Raw genomic sequence first — 17,886 nt, forward strand, 5'->3', positions numbered from 1 at the left:
CGCAGCCTCGGGCGGCGCCTGGCGCAGGCCTCTTAAGAAATGGCTACCGGGAAGATCGCCCCCAGGATCATCGCGCCGAGGATCGCTCCGCCGGTGATCGGTTTACCCCAGATATAGAACAGCAGCGCGCCGAGCAGCGAACCGATGCCGATCGGGATCGAGGCGGTCATCGCCGACAGGATGATCAACGGCCCGAGGAAGCGGCCCGAGGAGTTGCCCGCGCCCATCATCACGTCAGCCCCGTAGGTGGAGTTGCTCTGATTGATGGTGAATTTGCGCGCCAGAATGATCACATAACCGATCGCCAGGCCGATGATCAGGCCGGTGGCCAGCGAAGCGGCGAAGTTGGCGACCGGGAACACGATGCCGGCCCCCAAAAGCAGCGCCGGTACACCCAGCCCGACGCCGGTCTGGATCGCACCGCCGATGTCCAGGATGCCCACCAGCGAGCCTTCGATGATGCGCGCGAACAGGAAGCTGGCGCCGAACGCCGCCACCGCGCCATACACACCGGTATCCATCCCCGCCCGCAGCATGGAGACGAAGGCCACTTCGTTAAAGGCGCCGATGCCGTACAGGTAGTACATGTGCGTCCCGGCGAACACGCCGGAGGACAGCAGGCCAACAAAAATCGGGAATGACCAGTCGGCGTACCAGAAGCCCTTTTGGGTTTGCTCTTCCATCATCCCGCTCCTTATTTACCGCTCAGGGTATTGTGAATGGCGTCCAGCCAGCCCGGCACGCCGAGGCTGAAGGACTCGAGAACTTTCATGTCGAAGCCGCGGAAGAAGCCGCTCAGCACGAACAGCAGCACGATCACCGCCATCATGATCTTGGTGATCTTGTTCCAGCCGCTCTCTTCCACGCCTTTGCCGATCAGAATGCCCAGCACCAGGCCCGGTACGGCGTTGCCCATAATCAGCTGCGCCAGGCCGCCGAAGATGGTGCCCCAGAAGCCGGAACGGCGCCCGGCGTCGATCGCCGCCAGCCAGAAGATCACCGGCATCACGGTATTCACCAGCAGGTTGGCCGCCGGCACCAGCACCTTGATCGCGGTGACCTGCAGCGCGGCAGGCACGGCGGAAGCGGTGGTATTGAGGAAGGCCACCACCAGCATGCCGATGATGCCGCAGGCGATGGCCATTTTTTTCGGATCGTGCAGCGTTTGCGCCAGATTGCGGTTCTTGACCATCAGGGCCGCCGCGCCCCAGTGCGGGATGATGCGGTGATCGACGTCCTGCGTGAAGGAACCCGCCGCTACGGAAGACGCCCAGGCGTTGAAGAAGAAGCCCAGACCGAATGAGAAGTGGGAAGCCGGATCGCCCTCGCAGGAGTTCAGCTCGCCCAGGGTACGAAACGCCCCCATGCCCTGTGTTGTCGGTGCGTGGAACATGCGTGCGGCGCCGGCCCCTACGCCGACTCCCACCAGCCCACCGATAATTATCGATTTAAATAAGATGATTAAAAACATCAGTATACCCTTTCATTTATGCTAACGTTTTTATTTCGTGACGAAGACAACCTTCTCGGTATTGATAATGGTTACGTTCACGGTTATTTCCAGAGAAACGGCATAGCTCTTTCTTTCACGCGGCAAAAAGAAGAAAAGAAATTTCTCTTTAGTTATTTTCTCTTCCGCTTTCACTACGCTGACGTCCTGCGGCTCGATGCGCAGCAGAATATTGTTGGTGGACTTTAATACCGCGCCCTGCACATTAGCCAAGGCGGAAGCAAAAGCTTTCGCTTTGCTGTCGCCTTTACCCTCCACCTTTACCGATGTGGTATATTGCTCTTTCATTATGGGTTGCCATGTTTTTTGACGTAGGCTTCCACCAGTTTCTGGCCCAGCTCTTCTTTATCCATAAAGCCGAAACCCAGCACGTTGCAGCCTTCATTAATTGCCGTCACGCCCTCTTCCACCGAACGCATGCCGTATTTGGCTTTGTAGCCGTATTTGGTTTGCGCGGTAATTGCGCCGGCGCCACCGCTACCGCAAAAAGAGATGCCCAGCTGCGCGTTTTCCGCTTTCATGACGTCGCCCAGCTTCATGTCCGCCGCCACGCCGGGGATAACCACCGCTTTTCCGCCTGCGTTTTCAACACCCTGGCCGACTTTTTGCCCTTTGCCCAAACGATCGCCGATCACTACGGTAATTTGACCCATGTTATATTCTCCTGATTTAAATCGATGCATTAACCGCTATGCGTTATTATCTTTCGCCACTTCGAAGTGCACTGACAATAAATAGGCTTCTTCGATAGGCAATGTGTCAAACTGATCCACCACGCGCTCCGCCATTTGCATGGATTCGGCGGAGATTTCGTCGAACAATGATTTATCTACCTCCGGCAACGGCTCGCCGGTTATTGAACGCAGCACCATGGCACGAATATGCGATTCCAGCATCTGTTGCTGCACCGCATTGGTATAAATATTTTCAGCATTCAGCATCGCGGTAATATCCGCCAACACCCGAGCGGTGATCGCCCCGGCTTCGCTGACATCGGATTGTTCAATTTCTTTTATCGAAGCAGATCCATCATTCACTTTTCAGTACCCCTAGATCCCACATTAATCAGTAAGCCGTAAAGCGCATCACCTGAATAACCCGCTTTCTGTGATGTCTTTACCCTACTCCCGGTAGGATTTTCTGTGTAGACCGGTTTTTTCCAGTTCGAAGTGGAAATCGAATGACACGCGGAGATCCATTTCGCAAAACGGCGCTGCGGCGAAAAAGTGAATGAGATAACAATTACATAACCCGGCTAACGGTTTTTTTTGCCTCGATTGACGATAAAAGCCTTCGTGATCGGGATCTCTTTCTTTTCTTGCCCCAACCGCCTACTATCACTAGGACAAATCGACATTACCCACACCCCCGCTCCTCTGGCGCGGGGGTGTTGCTTTGTGTTGTTTTTCCGAATTTATGGGCGCACAGACTGGCGCCCTTTGATTTGACTGGAGAGTGGAATGACCAAACCCATCATTACTATTAATGAGCTGGATGCGGAACGCCTGGATGCGCTATTGGAACAACCGGCCTTTGCCAATACCGACGTCGCCGCCGCGCTGAACGACGAATTGGATCGCGCGGAAATCCTGCCGCCGGAGAAAATGCCGGCCAACGTGGTGACCATGAACAGCCGCGTGCGTTTTCGCGATCTGCACACCGATGAAGAGCACGTGCGCACGCTGGTTTACCCGGCATCGCTGAAAGACAGCCACGATCAGCTGTCGGTGATGGCGCCGCTGGGCGCAGCGCTGCTTGGCATGCACGTCGGCAAGCAGATCTCCTGGCAATTGCCGAACGGTGAAGAAGCGCGGATTGAAGTGCTGGAGTTGTTGTACCAGCCGGAAGCGGCGGGCGAATACCACCGTTAAGCGGTTTTCAGGGCGGCATCCGGCCGCCCTTTCTGTCTCAGAGGTAGATAGCGATCAGCACGGCGATCAGCAGCAGCACGTAGATTTTGGCATGCAGCGCATCGCTCACCTTCGGCAAACAGCGCCTGGCAAACACGATCCCCGCAATCCCCGCGACCACCAACAACCCCAGAATGTTCAGATTGACGTAGCCCAGATACTGCGGCCCGCTCATCTCGTGCCACCCCAACACGATATACATCAGCGCCCCGATCACCGCCACCGGGATCGACAGCGGGTTGGCGGCGCTGACGCAATATTTCATGTCGTAGCCGTGGCGGCGCAGCAGCGGTACGGTCATCACGCTGCCGCCCACCCCCAGCAGCGTGGCGATGCCGCCGATCAGCGGCCCCCCGCCCCACAGCGTGACGGGGGACAGCTCGGCGCGCGCCGGTTTGATCAAAAAACCCCGGCGGAACAGACAATCGGCGATGGTCACCGCCATATAGACCACAAACAGCCCGCGGATCACGCCGTCCGCCAGCAGCGAAGAGGCGAACGCACCCAGCGCCGCGCCGATGCCGATGAAAAAGATCAGCGGCACGATGGTTTCACGCAGCAGGTTGCCGCTGCGCCAGTTGGTCAGCGTGGCGTAACTCGCGTTGAGGATCATCACCGCCGTCGAGGTCGCCACCGCGATATGCATCGCCTGGCCGGGCTGCTCGCCCGAGGCGGAGATCAGGTGGTAGACGAAAGGCACCACCACAAAGCCTCCGCCGAAGCCGAACAGAATGGTGGTGATGCCGGTCAGAAAACCGGCACCCAGTACAATCAAGGTTTCAATCATGGCCGTGCGCCCGCACGAAGTCGTCGAATCCGGCGCAGAACTGCCCCGCCAACGGGTGGAAACGATCGCCGACGAACAGCCCCAGATACTGCTCGCGCACGGCGTCATGGTCCACCAGCTCAATGCCCGCCTGTTCTGCCTGCGCCAGCGTCTGCGCGTCCGGGAAGCCCCAGTAGCGCGAATCGCCCTGCTTTTCCGCCGCTATCGCTTCGCTGTGCTCCGCCCGCATCAGCTGACGCGCCAGGAAAGCGCCGCTCTGTACGCCCAACAGCATCATGTTTTCCAGGAACGACAGGTCGTGACGCAGCTCGGCAGGCAGACGGGCGATCACCGGGCCGGCGTCCCAGTGCTCATCCATTTCATGCAGCGTTACCGCGCAGTCCCTGTCACCGTTCATCATCGCGCGGAACAGCGTCATCACCCCGCGATAGCGCGGCAAATCTCCCGGGTGCAGGTTCCACAGCAGCTTGCCGCGTCGGCTGAAGGCGCGCACATAGTCGGCGGAGAATTTCTGATAACAGCGCAGGGAGATCACCCCATCCATATGCCCCAGGCTGCTGATAAACGCGGTGTCGTTGATGTCGAGAACGCGATGTGCTTTTACCCCGGCGGCGGCCAGGAACAGGGCCGGCGACTGATAGGCGCCGTCGCAGGCGGCGGCGTTGCGGCCCACGAACGGGAACACGAAATCGTTCAGCACTTCGCGCTCATACAGCCCCAGGCGGCGAACCGCCGGCTCCAGCGTGCGCCCGGCGCTCTTCGCCAAGGGGAAATACACCGTAAAGGCACACTCGTCCTTCAGAGCGGCGATCAGATCCTGACACACCAGCCAGGAGAAAATGTCGTTGCCGACAAAGAGCGCTACGTTTTTCATACTTCAGCCTTCTTTGCGTTGAAAATAGGGTTGTTAAACACGATCTTGCTGATATCCCGCGTGATGGATTCCATCGCCGAGGTGTAAAACAGATCGCCCTTGGCGGGCGCGCCGAGCGAGTAGAGATGCTGCTCACGGCCGCGTCGGTCGGCGATTTTCAGCGTGTGCGGGTTGCACTTCACACCGCCGAACAGGTTCTCTTGCACCAACCCGTCTTGCAGCAGCTGATGGCTCAGGCGGTTGGGCGGCAGTTGATAGGAAGGCGTGGTGCAGTTGAACAGATACTGCGCATGCACCCGCGTCTCATGGCAACGAAGAATAAACCCGTCCGTCCCCTTACTGATATCCACCAGGCCGCCGCAGGCACGCAGGCGTTGGCTCTCCAGCGCCGCCACGATCTTGCTGGCGTTCTTGAGCGGCATGGCATGCCGATTGCGCATCCAGGAGGAGTTGTAAAAGCGCATGAAGACCTGCCGGTTGTTGGCATCCATCTTGACCCAGGCGGCGCACACCGCCGGGTGGATCGCCGCCAGATAGCTGCAGATATGCTCCCGAGCAAAACGCGCGCGATCGAGACTGTCTGCCAGATCGCGATAGCAATCGCGCCTTTCCCCCAGCGCCGAGAGCACCGTCAGCCGCTCCGGCCCCGGATAGTGGCGCGCCAGCGCGGCATTGATCGCATGCACCAGCTGATGCGCGTCAATAAAATCGCTGCCGGCGACAAAGCGCCGTAGCGCCTCAACAAACGCCTCCGGCGGCGGACGCATCAGCGCCGGCTGCACGCTGGGGAACAGGCCCGAGCGCGACAGGGCGCAGATATCGGTCGCCCCCAGGCGCTCCATCAGCTCAACGATGGCATCGATCGCCGTCAGGCTGCAGCCGATTACGCCGATGCTCGAATAAGGGTTGATCGGCGGCAGATCCTGGTGGGCCTGATAAGCGATCACGCCATCCACCGGATAGAGACACTCCGGCGGGTTGTGCCCCGAACACAGCACCAGCGCATTCATCTGTTCGGCGCCGCCACAGGTGGTGGTCAGCCGGTAGCCGGCTTCGAGCGGCGCGATGGCATTCACTTCGGCGGTCACGAAATTCAGCGCGACGTTACTGTCCGCCGCCATATAAATCGTCATGTCGCGAATAAAATCGAGATATTCCCGATACAGCCAGCGCGGCGGATAACGATCCTGGCAAAACTGCGGGAAATGCATGGCGATCCAATCAACGAAGTGCGTGTCGTCGAAAATATCCGCCGACATATTTTCCGGCGTCATATTTAATATATGGCTGTCAAAATCGCTGCTGTATGCCATTCCGCCCTTGAAGCCCTGCTTGTCGAACACCGTCAGGGAAAGCGGCCTTTTGCAATGATTAACCGACTTATTTTTTATAAAGTTATACGCAAAAGCGATCCCGGCGGCTCCGCCGCCAACCACACCGAACTTATACATGAAATATCACCTTATAGTCATTGAACTGCGCTAAGAACTATTGCTTCAGGTGTTGGAATAAATGACGCTTTATTCCTTATTAACTTCTTGTATTGCGAGAACGAAAACCTTCGTCCCACCCCGGTGTGAAAACTTGCACGGGCTTTATGGCCGATAAAATAACGGCACCGCGAACAAGCATTATTTTTCTGCCCCGATAGTAGGGCGGCGGCCGCTGGCTTGCTTTATATGAAAGGCCAACTATCATTGCGTTTCGGCCAATGTGCCCGCCAAAGGAAACACATGCGCAACGTCCGCATTGATGACATCGACCACGTAACGCGCGCGGTGATCGCCATCGGCACCGATTATCCGCCGGGACACCTGCTGCCGATGCACAGCCACCGGCGCGCGCAGTTGCTGTACGGCGCCACCGGCGTCATGCACGTTTTCACGCAGCAAGGCAATTGGGTCGTCCCGCCGCAGCACGCGGTATGGCTGCCGCCGCAGATGCCGCACGCGGTGAGGATGGTCGGCGTCACTACCCGCAGCCTATACCTCGAACCCGGCGCGTTGCCCGCCGAACGGCCGCAGGTATGCCAGGTGGTCAGCGTCACTCCGCTGATGCGTCAGCTGTTGATGGCGGCGGTGGATATGCCGCTGGAGTATGAACAAGAGGGGCGCGACGGAGCGCTGGCAACACTGCTGCTGCATGAGCTGGCCAGGCTGCAGCCCTTGCCGTTGCACATCCCGCTGCCCGCCGATCCTCGGTTAGGCGAGCTGTGCCGCGCCTTTTTGCAGCACCCCGACGCCCACGACTCCGCGCAGCGGTGGGCGCCTCGTCTGTACATGAGCATTCGCACCTTCAGCCGCTTCTTTCGCGCGCAGACCGGCCTGCCGTTTTCGCAATGGCGCCAGCGCGCCTGCGTGGTGCTGGCGTTGGCGCTGCTGGCCGAAGGGCGCAGCGTGACGCAGGTGGCCATGGAGATGGGATATGACAGCAGCGCGGCGTTTTCAACCATGTTTCGCCGCGTGCTGGGGCAGGCGCCCTCCTCCTATCTGACGGAAGACGGGCGCGACGGTTGACGGGTTAGCGGAATTTCTTGTGGTTGGCGTCGCGGGTTTGCTTGAAGCCCTGCGCCAGCTGCTTGGCATCGGCGACTTTGCCCTGATTGGCCAGCACCAGCGCCTGATCGATCTGGCCGATCAGGGTATCCAACCCGCTGCGGAAATCTTTCATCTCCGGGCTGTCGGCGGCTTTGTCTTCCAGCTTCGGCGGAGTACCCTGCTTGGCATCCTGCGCGGCGGCGCGCATGTTCTGCAGGCTCTGTTTGAGGGTGGCGGCGGAGTCGGTATTCAGCACCGTTTTGTAGTTTTCCGCCAGGGTGTCCATATCGTCGCCCAGATCGGCGGCGGCCGCCAGCGAACTGGCCGCCAGCAGCGTCAACGCCGCCAGCGCTTTCAGGGTATTCTGCATGTTTGCTCACCTTCCAGTTATTGTTTTAGTTAACCCACCGCTACCATAGGCAAGGCCGGGCAAAACCGAAACCGGAGATTTGTAAGCAAGGTTGAGGCGGGATAACGCGCGGCCGGCGGGCGCCGGCCGCACAGAGGATCACTGGCCGGCGATCTTCATTTCCGGCAGCAGCACCGAACCGCACTGGATATTGCTGCGGGTTTCGATATCGCTGCCGACGCTGACGATGTTGCGCAGCATGTCTTTCAGGTTGCCGGCGATGGTGATCTCGCTGACCGGGTACTGGATCTCGCCATTTTCCACCCAAAAACCGGCGGCGCCGCGAGAATAATCGCCGGTGACGCCGCTGACGCCCTGGCCCATCAATTCGGTGACCACCAGGCCGGTGCCAAGCTGTTTCAGCATGCCGGCGAAGTCTGCGCCCTGCCCGGCAATGCGCCAGTTATGGATGCCGCCGGCATGGCCGGTGCTGTGCAGGCCCAGCTTGCGCGCCGAGTAGCTGGTCATCAGCCAGGTTTGCAGCACGCCATCCTTGACGATATCGCGCCGTTGGGTGCGCACGCCCTCGCTGTCGAACGGCGTTGACGCCAGCCCTTTCAGCAGATGGGGATGTTCCTCGACGGTCAGCCACGACGGCAGGATCTGTTTGCCGAGCGCGTCCAGCAGGAAAGTGGATTTGCGGTAGACGCTGCTGCCGCTGATGGCCCCCACCAGATGGCCGAACAGCCCGGTGGCCACTTCGGAGGCGAACAGCACCGGCGCCTTCATGGTCGACAGCTTACGCGGCGCGAGACGCGCCAGCGTGCGGCGAGCGCACTCCTGCCCCACCCACTCGGGGCTGTGCAGATCGCCCATCGCACGGCCGATGGTGTAAGCGTAATCCCGCTCCATGTCGCCGTCCTGCTCCGCAATGACGCAGCTGGACAGCGAATGACGGCTGGAACAGTAGCTTTGCAGCATGCCGTGGCTGTTGCCGAACACCTTGATGCCGTAGTGGCTGTTGAAGCTGCCGCCTTCGGTGTTGGTAATGCATTTGTCCGCCGCCAGCGAAGCCTGCTCGGCGCGCGCCGCCAGCTCGATGCCGCGCTCGGCGTCCAGCTCGGTCGGGTGGAACAGATCGAGATCCGGCGCCTCGAACGCCAGCAGATCTTTCTCCGCCGGGCCGGCGCAGGGATCTTCAGAGGTGTAGCGCGCGATGTCCAGCGCCGCCTGTACGGTGCGGGCGATGGCATCCGGGCTGAGATCGGTGGAAGAGGCGCTGCCTTTGCGCTGGCGGTGATACACGGTGATGCCCAGCGCGCCATCGCTGTTGAACTCGACGTTTTCCACCTCGCCGAAGCGGGTGCTGACGCTGATGCCGGTCGATTTGGTGACCGCGACTTCCGCCGCGTCGGAACCGGCGCGGGCCAGCTCCAGCGCCTGAGAAACGGCCTGTTCCAGCGCCTTGCGCTGTTCTGCAACTTGAGTGACTACTTTCATCAATCTGCCATAATTAATCAGAAAATCGTTGAGAAAAGTGCCGGAGCGGCGTAGTTGTGCACGCGGGGCGGCGCGCAAAAATCCTGAGATCTCTGCCGTTGAGTCTAACAGGAACCGCGTTGAATTTCGCATAAAGCCGGCAACCTGTTAGGATTAGCCTCTTTTTAACGGAGCCTACCATGAACAAACAGCCTGAAGACTGGCTCGACGATGTCCCGGAGAATGAAAACGAGGACGATGACGAGATTATCTGGGTCAGTAAAAGTGAAATTAAACGTGATGCCGAAGCGCTGAAAGACCTGGGGGCCGAAATGGTCGATCTGGGCAAAAACGCGCTGGATCGCATTCCGTTGGATGAAGATTTGCGCGCCGCCATCGAACTGGCGCAGAAGATCAAGAAAGAGGGCCGTCGCCGTCAGCTGCAGCTGATCGGCAAGATGCTGCGCGCCCGCGATATCGAGCCGATTCAGACCGCGCTCGACAAGCTGAAAAACCGCCACAACCAGCAGGTTTCGCTGTTCCATAAGCTGGAAGCGCTGCGCGACCGCCTGGTGGAAGAAGGCGATGACGTCATTCCGTCGATCCTGGATCTGTATCCAGCAGCCGATCGTCAACAGCTGCGTTCACTGGTGCGCAACGCGCAGAAAGAGAAGGCCGCCAACAAGCCGCCTAAGGCTTACCGCCAGATCTTCCAATACCTGCGCGAGCTGGCCGAAGCGGCTGACTAAGCGCCGCCGCCGTCCCGGGATGAACCCGTTTCATCCCCGGTGATGCGCCGGTTCGCCGCTGCTTTCGCGGATATTGAAGCGCAGGCTGCCTTCCAGCTCTTCTTCCGCTTCTTCAAACAGCAGAATGATTGCGCCGAAACGACGCTTGCTGCGGGCATTGAGGTGGGTGAACTCGATTTCCACCGGCAGACCGATATCGCCGGTCACCACGTCCCACAGCGCGTCGAGGTTGGCGCCAAACCCCTCGTCCAGCGCAAACTTGTGCGCGAAATCGCGGTAGAAGGTTGGCACGTCCTGGATCTGCTCAAAATCAAACTCTACTTTTGCCATCAAACTCACTCCACACGAATGAAGTTTTTGTAATGGTCGCGCGTAACGAAGATCAGACCGTCGCTCGAATACAACAGGCGATCGGCGCCGCGCCGGCCACACTGGTAATTGATGTCCGCTTCGCGCCAGACCCGGCCGCCGGCGCTCGGCAGTTGCCCTTCACGGTTAGAGAATCGATCGCCGCCAATCGCCTTGCCCGGCAATACTGCACAGAGGTTGCCTGAACGCGGATCCCAGCCCTGCTCGCGCGCCTGCTTCTTGGTGACGTAATAGTCCGGCAGCCGCTGATGCTGCTGCAGGTAGCTCACCACCGTTTGCTGCTGCGTGAGCCGGTCGATGCTCTGCTGCTGGCCCGCCGGTGCCGGCACCCTCGCCGGATTGCCGTCGATCGCACGGTGCTCGTTGCCGCGCAGCGCGCTGAAGACGGCGATGACCACGGCGATGACAATCGCCAACAGAATCCGCTTGTTCATGACATTCCCTGAAATTATGCCGCCGAAGGTGCCGCAGCCCCCCCAGGCTAGTTAGGTATATAGTCGACCTGGATGAAACTAAGATGACCGGCACGTCACGTTTTCGCGGCGGTAAGCGTTTCATCCATTCATGACAATGATGCCACTTTCCAGCCGTTCTGGCACTCGGAGTCTCTCTGAAAACGGGCCGCCTCTTATGAGACGGCCCGCCAGATCGGGCACTGCTTTCAGTATAGTCAGGGAAGACGCCGCACAACGCGGCGCAACAGGAGGGAACGCATCAATCGATCAAGGCGTGACGATAGCGATGCAGCATATCGGCCAGGCGTTTCACGGGCCCGGTGACGCTGAGCGGTGCCTGATTGTCCACCAGCTTCTGCTGGTACTCGTTCATCTCACCCAGCAAGCGATCGTAGTAATAGGCGCGCTTGACGTCGTTCTTGGCGGAGACTACCCGATCGGCGGTGCTGCGGATCTGGCGGTGGAAGGCCGACAGCTCTTCGCTGGCCGGAATTTCCGCTCGCTGCATGCGCTGGTGGGCGATGATCAGGTTCAGCGCCAGACGATACTTGGCGATGTCGTTCGGGAACATCATCAGCAGCTGATTAAGCTGCTGATACAGCGCAGGCAGGTGGTTTTGCCGACGGCGCGCCGCCTTGGTGGTCAGCGCCGACACCGCGCTGCTGACGAACTGGTTGAGCAACGTGCGGCCGGTGCGTTCGCGCGAATTATCGCGGATCAGCAGCAGCACCATCAGCCCAACGCAGCTGCCGAGGAACTGGCCCAGCGCCCCATCGAGAAACTGGGTCACGTTGAACTCCATCGGGTTGCTCAGCACCAGAATGTTGATGGTCCCCGCCAGCAGCCCCAGCGAACCGAGCCGCCGCTTCTGCACCTCGATGCCGATGAAAAACGCCAGCAGGCCGAGGCTGAGACACAGCAGCAAAATGCTCTGCTGGGTCGCCGGCAGGATCACCATGAAGAACAGGGAACCGACCGGGATCGCCGCCAGCATGCCCAGCACGAAATCCATCGCCACCATGCGCGGCGCCGGGGTGCGCATCGCCAGCGAGGTGATCACCGCGATGATCACCATAAAACCGCTGCCGGACGTCCAGCCGGTCCACAGCCACAGCAGGCTGCCGAAGGCCGTCGCCACAAAGGTACGCAAGCCGTTGATCATCGCGTGATGCCCTTCCGCCGAGGTCGGTTTGACCACGGTTTCGTTGCTCAGCACCCCTTCTTCCACCGCGCTGATGCTGCAGTTGGCGTGCACGCCTTTCGACAGCAACAGGTAGCGAGTCGCCGCGCCGACCCAGCCGGTGATGGTCGGCAGCGTTTCCTCGGAACGATGCGTGGTCAGCACCTGGCGCAACAGCTTCATGCGCTTGTGGATCTCCTGCGGGGTTTCCGCCGGGACCATCAGTTGCTCCCGCAGGCTGTCTTTCAGTGCCTCCGGGTGATTCAACAAGATCAGATAGGTTTCGCAGGCCTGGGTGATCAGCGTCAGCGACAGTGTATGCAGCGCCTTCACCCGTCGATTGACCTTCTGCCAGCGCGAGGACTCCATCATCAGGTTGTTGCGCATGCCGTCCAGGGCCGTGGTGCTCTTGACCAGATTGCTCCAGGCGCGATCGATCTCTTCTTTGTCGGCGTTGCTGATGCACATCTGCATCAGGCGGTATTGAGCCACCAGCAGCTGATCCACCGCCCGATCGATGTCCTGTTTGATCGAACGCGGCGAGAACAGCAGATCCGCCAACACGGCGCTGACGATCCCCAGCACGATCTCGCTGCAACGCTCGATGGCGAACTGCGGCGCTTCCAGCAGATGAGACTCGCTGGTAGCGACCGTCACGATGATGATCAGCGCGGTATATCCGGCCAGCCCCCAGGCATAGGAGTTCTCCACCTTGATGAGTGAAGAAAGCCAGGTGCAGAAACCGGCCCAGATGCAGCACAGCAGCAGCATCACCACCGGCGCGCGGGCGGTGGTGATGATAATGATCAGGCCGACGAAGCAGCCGATAAAGGTGCCGATGATACGCAGCCAGCCGCGGTGGCGGATGGCGCCGGAGAAGGGTTCACCGCCGGCGGCAAAGGCCGGGCCGGCGGCGACGATGGCGGCGGTCATCGCCGACCAGCGCGGGGTTTCCAGATTGAGATGGAAGCCGACGAACAGCGCAAACACAATCGCGAAGCTGAGTTTGAAGGCGAATCTCAGCCGGATAAAGGTTGGGCTGCTCATTAGCCGAACTCACGCAGCCGGTGCATCAGGCGCACAAAAGGTGAGCCGCTGTCGGCATTGCGATCGTTTTTGCCAACGATCACCACGGTGGCAGTGGTGCCGGCCGGGTACGGATGCTGTTGATCCTTGGCGTCCAGCAGGATTTTCACCGGCACGCGCTGCGCCAGGCGTACCCACTCCAGGTTGCTGTCGATCGAGGCCAACCCTTTGTTGTTCACCGTGCTGCTGCTGTTGTTCACCGCCGCCGCCACGCTGTCGACGGTGCCGTGCATGATGCGGTTACTGCCGAGCGGAGTGATCTCCGCGCGATCGCCCTTATTCAGGCCGTTCAGCTTGGTCTCTTCCAGGTACGCCAGGATGTAGAAGGAATCTTTCTTCACCAGCGCCACCGCCACCGACCCACGGGTGATGTATTCACCGGCGTGTACGTTGAGGTTGGTGATCCAGCCATCGGCCGGGGCGCGCACCGTGGTGCGCTCCAGATCCAGCTGCGCCAGCTCGCGCGCCGCAATGGCCTTCGCCAGCTGGTGCTGCACGGTCTGCAGCGAGTTGTTCGACTGGTCAATCTCTTCCTGCGACATCGCCTGCACGCCCAACTTCACGCGGCGGCCGGCCTCACGCCGTTTCTCCGCCGCCAACGTCTGATAGTAGGCGACGTCGGCGCCGGCTTCCGCCAAGGCCTGCTCATAACGCGGCCGATCGACCACGAACAGCACCTGACCTTTCTTCACCAGCTGGTTGTCCACCACCGGCACGTCGGTCAGCAGGCCGCTGACGTCCGGCGCGATCGCCACCACGTCGGCGGTGAACTTGGCATCACGCGTCCACGGCGACTCGGTGTAGAACACCCAGGCCTTGAATACCGCGGCAATGCCCAGCAGCACAAGAATCAAAGTGATCGCGATTCGGGTTATTTTTATTGAAAAATTTTTCACAGCGACCTCAAACAAAAAGACACGAAATCAGATAAAACAAGCAGCAATACAGCGCGGTATTAAACAGCGCCGGATGCCAGACAAAATCGTAAATCCCCGTCGGCTGCAGCAGGCGGCGCAAGAGAAAAAATAGCGCCAGCGATACCAGCAGCTCGAAAAACACCGGCGGAAACGACAGTCCGAAGATGACCATAACCGGAAGCAAACTCATCACTTTTTCCTTATTGTTCACTGCGCCGGGGAAAGACACATCTCGCCATTCACATTCTCTTTACATTTTAGCGTGCGCGCGCCACAAATCTTGACCAGACAGCTTGTCCAGGTCACGAACCCGAAAAAAGGTTAAACTTTGGGGCAGACGTCCACGACAGGGATTGCGAGGGTGCCGGAGGAGCGGCAGGATTACGTCGCCGATCGCTCTCGCACGTTGGTAAGGTCTATTCACCCGACCACGTTATATTAGCCTGCTTACTATCAAGGCATCAACAATCTGTGATCTAAATCACTTTTAAGCCAGAGTGAATAATGGAAAGATTAAAACGGATGTCGGTATTCGCCAAAGTGGTTGAGTTCGGGTCGTTTACCGCGGCCGCGCGCCAACTCGGCATGAGCGTTTCATCGATCAGCCAAACCGTCTCGAAACTGGAAAATGAGCTGCAGGTCAAGCTGTTGAACCGCAGCACGCGCAGCATCGGCCTGACCGAGGCCGGCAAAATCTACTATCAGGGCTGCCGACGCATGCTGCAGGAAGTCAGCGAAGTGCATGAGCAACTGTATGCGTTTAACAATACGCCCGCCGGTACGCTGCGTATCGGCAGCTCATCCACCATGGCGCAAAACGTGCTGGCGAACATGACCGCCGAGATGATGAAAGAGTATCCGGGTCTGACGGTCAACCTGGTGACCGGCATTCCGGCACCGGACCTGATCACCGACGGGCTGGATCTGGTGATCCGCACCGGCGCGCTGCAGGACTCCAGCCTGTTCTCCCGCCGCCTGGGGCAGATGCCGATGGTGGTGTGCGCCGCCAAAAGCTACCTGAGCCAGCATGGCACGCCGCAGAAGCCGAGCGACATGGTCAACTTCTCCTGGCTGGAGTACAGCGTGCGGCCCGACAGCGAATTCGAACTGATGTCGCCGGAAGGCATCACCACGCGCATTTCCCCGCAGGGGCGCTTCGTCACCAACGACTCCTCCACCATGATCCGTTGGCTGAAAAACGGCGCCGGCATCGCCTACGCCCCGCTGATGTGGGTGATCGAAGAGATCAAACGCGGCGAGATCGAGATCCTGTTCAAAAGCTACCATTCGGATCCGCGGCCGATCTACGCGCTCTATACCGAGAAGGACAAACTGCCGCTGAAGGTGCAGGTGTGTATCAACTACCTAACCGACTATTTCGAACGCGTGGCGGCGGTCTATCAGGGCTATCGCTGAGCGCCGCTCAAATAACGGTGCGCCAGCGCGCCCAGCAGCACCAGCGCCAGCATGCCGAGGCCCCATAGCAGCCAGACGGCGTAGCCCGCCCAGGTCAGCAGCAGAGGAAAATAGCTCGCCAGCCCGCTGGCCAGCTGTTTCAGCCACGGTAGCCAGACGTCCAACACCGCCTGCGGCACCAGGTTCAGCGCACCGTTCACCGGCAACGATGCTTTCCCGGCTGCCTCCGCCAACGCCGGGAGCCAGGCCAGCACCCCGGCGACGCCCCAGGCCAGCAGCGTCCACAGCACCATGGCGCCCAGCAGCAGCGCGAGTGTCCAACCGCCCCGGTTCACGGCACACCGCCGCCGCACTGCGGGCAAAAGCGGCTGCCCGACGGCAGCGGCGCGGCGCACTGGCCGTAGGTGGCGCTCACCGCGGCAAACGGCTGACCGCAGCGGTGGCAATAACGCGCGCCCGATTTATTCACCGCCCGGCATTCCGGGCACTGCGGCCCCGGCTCGCCATGCTGGTTATAGCGGTTACCATGATGGCCCCCGCCGTGGCCCGCACGCTGATGACCACCGTTAACACCGCCTTGCCCCAACAACCGTTTCAGTAAGCTCATCCCACCTCTCCTCTGTGCATTGACGCTGAAGCTCACTGTAAACCCTGGAGTAAACTCCAGGGTAAAGCCCGACGATGAGGATTTACGTTTCATTACATCGTAAAAGTGGCAAGGCTTTGATGCCGTTAACAAAAGCATCATCGGCATTATCCCACGTCGCCGCGCTGCGCTATGCTGCGGGAACCTCTCCCTGTATCAGGAATAACCATGAAAAAAATCATACTGGACTGTGACCCGGGGCATGACGACGCGATTGCCCTGCTGCTGGCCTGGGGCAATCCGCAGATCGACCTACTGGCGGTCACCACCGTGGTGGGTAACCAAACGCTGGACAAAGTGACGCGCAACGCGCTGGCGGTGGCCCGCATCGCCAATATCACCGGCGTGCCCTTCGCCGCCGGCTGCCCGCGCCCGCTGGTGCGCAATATCGAAGTGGCGCCCGACATTCACGGCGATTCCGGCCTCGATGGCCCGGTGCTGCCGGAACCCCACCTGCAGCTGGACTCGCGCCACGCGGTGGATCTGATCATCGATACCGTGATGGCCCACCCGCCCGGCAGCGTGACGCTGGTGCCTACCGGCGGCCTGACCAATATCGCCATGGCGGTGCGTAAAGAGCCGCGCATTGCCGAGCGGGTCAAGGAAGTGGTGCTGATGGGCGGCGGCTACCATGTGGGCAACTGGAGCGCGGTGGCGGAGTTCAATATCAAAATCGATCCCGAAGCGGCGCACATTGTATTTAACGAAAAATGGCCGCTGACCATGGTCGGGCTGGATCTCACTCACCAGGCTTTGGCCACGCCGGCAGTCTGCGAACGCATCGCCGCCCTGGGCACCCGGCCGGCCGCCTTCGTCGGCGAACTGCTGGCATTCTTTGGCCGTATGTACCGGCAGGCGCAGGGCTTCAGTGCCCCGCCGGTGCACGATCCTTGCGCGGTGGCCTATGTGATCGATCCGAGCGTCATGTCGGTGCGCAAAGCGCCGGTGGATATCGAGTTGACCGGCACCCTGACGTTGGGCATGACGGTCGCGGACTTCCGCGCGCCGCCGCCGCCGGACTGCCACACCCAGGTCGCGGTCAAACTGGATCAGGATAAATTCTGGGATCTGGTGGTGGATGCGCTGGAACGGATCGGCGACGTGGAGTAAGCGCACAAGAGACGAGACTAACGCGCTTGGGCAGGCGCGTTAGTCTGTATTCTGCCGCGGCAACGGGGAGGCTCAAGTCATAACTGCTTTTATTTCCAATGCAGCAGAACAATCCTAATAATAAATCATTTCATGAAAATTTAAAAAAACAGATAAAGAAAAGAAGAATCCTAATAAAAATAATAAAATGAAAATCACATTGAATTTAAAAATCAGCAATGAGAAACGATGAGGTAAATTTCCGCCGTCGCGCCGACACTGACGACATCAATTAAAAAAGCAGATACCTCTTTTATTCTTCACAGGGCCTGCCAATATAGGCCATTGCCGGGATACTCCACGATATTCACGCACGCAGGAATCACAATCAACCATTTGATTTCAATTGATAAAAACAAGAATTAGATTATGAATTGACTGAATCACAATAGATTTGAGAAAATGACGCGTCTGTTTTGCAAACAACAAACATACCTTTTGCGGGTGAAAAATACGGCTTAACCTTTCTTTGG

General features: G+C 59.5%; 22 protein-coding genes. 5 read left to right on the forward strand and 17 right to left on the reverse strand.

Features of this window, described 5'->3' with window-relative positions; genetic code table 11:
• Positions 1-32 precede the first annotated feature (32 nt).
• Genes ACJ8IL_RS08710 through ACJ8IL_RS08730 form a run of 5 tightly spaced genes read right to left on the reverse strand, consistent with a single transcriptional unit; the run spans position 33 to position 2,526 of the window.
• Positions 33-683 carry a DUF4310 family protein gene (locus tag ACJ8IL_RS08710; protein ID WP_004937013.1) on the reverse strand — a complete coding sequence of 217 codons (651 nt, stop codon included), beginning with the start codon at positions 681-683 and terminating at the stop codon, positions 33-35.
• A gap of 11 nt (positions 684-694) precedes the next feature.
• The gene (locus tag ACJ8IL_RS08715; protein WP_004937006.1) at positions 695-1,471 is read right to left on the reverse strand and encodes a DUF4311 domain-containing protein; all 777 of its coding nucleotides are present in this window, start codon (positions 1,469-1,471) and stop codon (positions 695-697) included.
• Between the two features lie 30 nt (positions 1,472-1,501).
• Complete coding sequence (locus ACJ8IL_RS08720; RefSeq protein ID WP_004937003.1) at positions 1,502-1,798, reverse strand: DUF4312 family protein; 297 nt, start codon at positions 1,796-1,798, stop codon at positions 1,502-1,504.
• Complete coding sequence (locus ACJ8IL_RS08725) at positions 1,798-2,163, reverse strand: glycine-rich SFCGS family protein (RefSeq protein ID WP_004937000.1); 366 nt, start codon at positions 2,161-2,163, stop codon at positions 1,798-1,800. The genes ACJ8IL_RS08720 and ACJ8IL_RS08725 overlap by 1 nt, the downstream gene beginning before the upstream one ends.
• Positions 2,164-2,199: 36 nt before the next feature.
• Positions 2,200-2,526: a glycine dehydrogenase gene (locus ACJ8IL_RS08730; RefSeq protein ID WP_089180543.1), complete on the reverse strand. Its 327-nt coding sequence runs from the start codon at positions 2,524-2,526 to the stop codon at positions 2,200-2,202.
• Between the two features lie 444 nt (positions 2,527-2,970).
• Between ACJ8IL_RS08730 and rnk the strand changes: the two genes are divergently transcribed.
• Positions 2,971-3,381 carry a nucleoside diphosphate kinase regulator gene (rnk, locus tag ACJ8IL_RS08735; RefSeq protein ID WP_004936993.1) on the forward strand — a complete coding sequence of 137 codons (411 nt, stop codon included), beginning with the start codon at positions 2,971-2,973 and terminating at the stop codon, positions 3,379-3,381.
• A gap of 37 nt (positions 3,382-3,418) precedes the next feature.
• Here rnk and ACJ8IL_RS08740 read toward each other — a convergent pair whose 3' ends face one another.
• Genes ACJ8IL_RS08740 through ACJ8IL_RS08750 form a run of 3 tightly spaced genes read right to left on the reverse strand, consistent with a single transcriptional unit; the run spans position 3,419 to position 6,532 of the window.
• A complete protein-coding gene (locus ACJ8IL_RS08740) occupies positions 3,419-4,207 on the reverse strand; it encodes a sulfite exporter TauE/SafE family protein (RefSeq protein WP_442516499.1) in 789 nt (262 codons plus the stop codon).
• Complete coding sequence (locus tag ACJ8IL_RS08745) at positions 4,200-5,081, reverse strand: formyltransferase family protein (protein ID WP_230489668.1); 882 nt, start codon at positions 5,079-5,081, stop codon at positions 4,200-4,202. The genes ACJ8IL_RS08740 and ACJ8IL_RS08745 overlap by 8 nt, the downstream gene beginning before the upstream one ends.
• Entirely contained in the window at positions 5,078-6,532 is a 1,455-nt protein-coding gene (locus tag ACJ8IL_RS08750; RefSeq protein WP_442516500.1) for an FAD/NAD(P)-binding protein, read from the reverse strand. The genes ACJ8IL_RS08745 and ACJ8IL_RS08750 overlap by 4 nt, the downstream gene beginning before the upstream one ends.
• Before the next feature lie 282 nt (positions 6,533-6,814).
• Here ACJ8IL_RS08750 and ACJ8IL_RS08755 point away from each other — a divergent pair, with 282 nt between their 5' ends.
• Positions 6,815-7,597 (forward strand): AraC family transcriptional regulator, encoded by a 783-nt coding sequence (locus tag ACJ8IL_RS08755; protein WP_025304388.1) that lies wholly within the window; start codon positions 6,815-6,817, stop codon positions 7,595-7,597.
• A 4-nt stretch (positions 7,598-7,601) separates the two neighbouring features.
• Here ACJ8IL_RS08755 and cybC read toward each other — a convergent pair whose 3' ends face one another.
• Complete coding sequence (gene cybC, locus ACJ8IL_RS08760) at positions 7,602-7,988, reverse strand: cytochrome b562 (RefSeq protein WP_197811455.1); 387 nt, start codon at positions 7,986-7,988, stop codon at positions 7,602-7,604.
• Positions 7,989-8,126: 138 nt separating this feature from the next.
• Positions 8,127-9,467 carry a metalloprotease PmbA gene (gene pmbA / locus ACJ8IL_RS08765; protein ID WP_261425094.1) on the reverse strand — a complete coding sequence of 447 codons (1,341 nt, stop codon included), beginning with the start codon at positions 9,465-9,467 and terminating at the stop codon, positions 8,127-8,129.
• Positions 9,468-9,646: 179 nt separating this feature from the next.
• Here pmbA and yjgA point away from each other — a divergent pair, with 179 nt between their 5' ends.
• The gene (yjgA, locus tag ACJ8IL_RS08770; RefSeq protein ID WP_004936968.1) at positions 9,647-10,195 is read left to right on the forward strand and encodes a ribosome biogenesis factor YjgA; all 549 of its coding nucleotides are present in this window, start codon (positions 9,647-9,649) and stop codon (positions 10,193-10,195) included.
• A gap of 30 nt (positions 10,196-10,225) precedes the next feature.
• On the opposite strand, the gene ACJ8IL_RS08775 is transcribed toward yjgA, so the two are convergent.
• The 5 genes from ACJ8IL_RS08775 to aaeX all read right to left on the reverse strand — a co-directional run bounded on the left by ACJ8IL_RS08775 (position 10,226) and on the right by aaeX (position 14,392).
• Complete coding sequence (locus tag ACJ8IL_RS08775) at positions 10,226-10,525, reverse strand: barstar family protein (RefSeq protein ID WP_004936963.1); 300 nt, start codon at positions 10,523-10,525, stop codon at positions 10,226-10,228.
• Positions 10,526-10,530: 5 nt separating this feature from the next.
• Positions 10,531-10,998 carry a ribonuclease gene (locus ACJ8IL_RS08780; protein ID WP_025304391.1) on the reverse strand — a complete coding sequence of 156 codons (468 nt, stop codon included), beginning with the start codon at positions 10,996-10,998 and terminating at the stop codon, positions 10,531-10,533.
• Between the two features lie 280 nt (positions 10,999-11,278).
• Complete coding sequence (aaeB, locus tag ACJ8IL_RS08785; protein WP_197769543.1) at positions 11,279-13,246, reverse strand: p-hydroxybenzoic acid efflux pump subunit AaeB; 1,968 nt, start codon at positions 13,244-13,246, stop codon at positions 11,279-11,281.
• Positions 13,246-14,181 (reverse strand): p-hydroxybenzoic acid efflux pump subunit AaeA, encoded by a 936-nt coding sequence (gene aaeA, locus ACJ8IL_RS08790; protein WP_033644462.1) that lies wholly within the window; start codon positions 14,179-14,181, stop codon positions 13,246-13,248. The genes aaeB and aaeA overlap by 1 nt, the downstream gene beginning before the upstream one ends.
• A 7-nt stretch (positions 14,182-14,188) precedes the next feature.
• Positions 14,189-14,392 (reverse strand): p-hydroxybenzoic acid efflux pump operon protein AaeX, encoded by a 204-nt coding sequence (aaeX, locus tag ACJ8IL_RS08795; RefSeq protein WP_004936952.1) that lies wholly within the window; start codon positions 14,390-14,392, stop codon positions 14,189-14,191.
• A gap of 314 nt (positions 14,393-14,706) precedes the next feature.
• Here aaeX and aaeR point away from each other — a divergent pair, with 314 nt between their 5' ends.
• Positions 14,707-15,618 carry an HTH-type transcriptional activator AaeR gene (gene aaeR / locus ACJ8IL_RS08800; protein WP_025304394.1) on the forward strand — a complete coding sequence of 304 codons (912 nt, stop codon included), beginning with the start codon at positions 14,707-14,709 and terminating at the stop codon, positions 15,616-15,618.
• On the opposite strand, the gene ACJ8IL_RS08805 is transcribed toward aaeR, so the two are convergent.
• Both ACJ8IL_RS08805 and ACJ8IL_RS08810 read right to left on the reverse strand, forming a co-directional pair.
• Positions 15,609-15,953, reverse strand: a complete 345-nt coding sequence (locus tag ACJ8IL_RS08805; RefSeq protein ID WP_442516501.1) for a hypothetical protein — start codon at positions 15,951-15,953, stop codon at positions 15,609-15,611. The genes aaeR and ACJ8IL_RS08805 overlap by 10 nt on opposite strands.
• Entirely contained in the window at positions 15,950-16,225 is a 276-nt protein-coding gene (locus ACJ8IL_RS08810) for a zinc ribbon domain-containing protein (protein ID WP_442516502.1), read from the reverse strand. Before ACJ8IL_RS08810 ends, ACJ8IL_RS08805 begins: the two co-directional genes overlap by 4 nt.
• Positions 16,226-16,432: 207 nt before the next feature.
• Between ACJ8IL_RS08810 and uriH the strand changes: the two genes are divergently transcribed.
• Positions 16,433-17,374 carry a uridine-preferring nucleoside hydrolase UriH gene (uriH, locus tag ACJ8IL_RS08815; RefSeq protein ID WP_060434673.1) on the forward strand — a complete coding sequence of 314 codons (942 nt, stop codon included), beginning with the start codon at positions 16,433-16,435 and terminating at the stop codon, positions 17,372-17,374.
• Positions 17,375-17,886: the final 512 nt, after the last annotated feature.

The organism is Serratia sp. CY47444 (assembly GCF_052168635.1).
GTDB classification, from domain to species: domain Bacteria; phylum Pseudomonadota; class Gammaproteobacteria; order Enterobacterales; family Enterobacteriaceae; genus Serratia; species Serratia bockelmannii.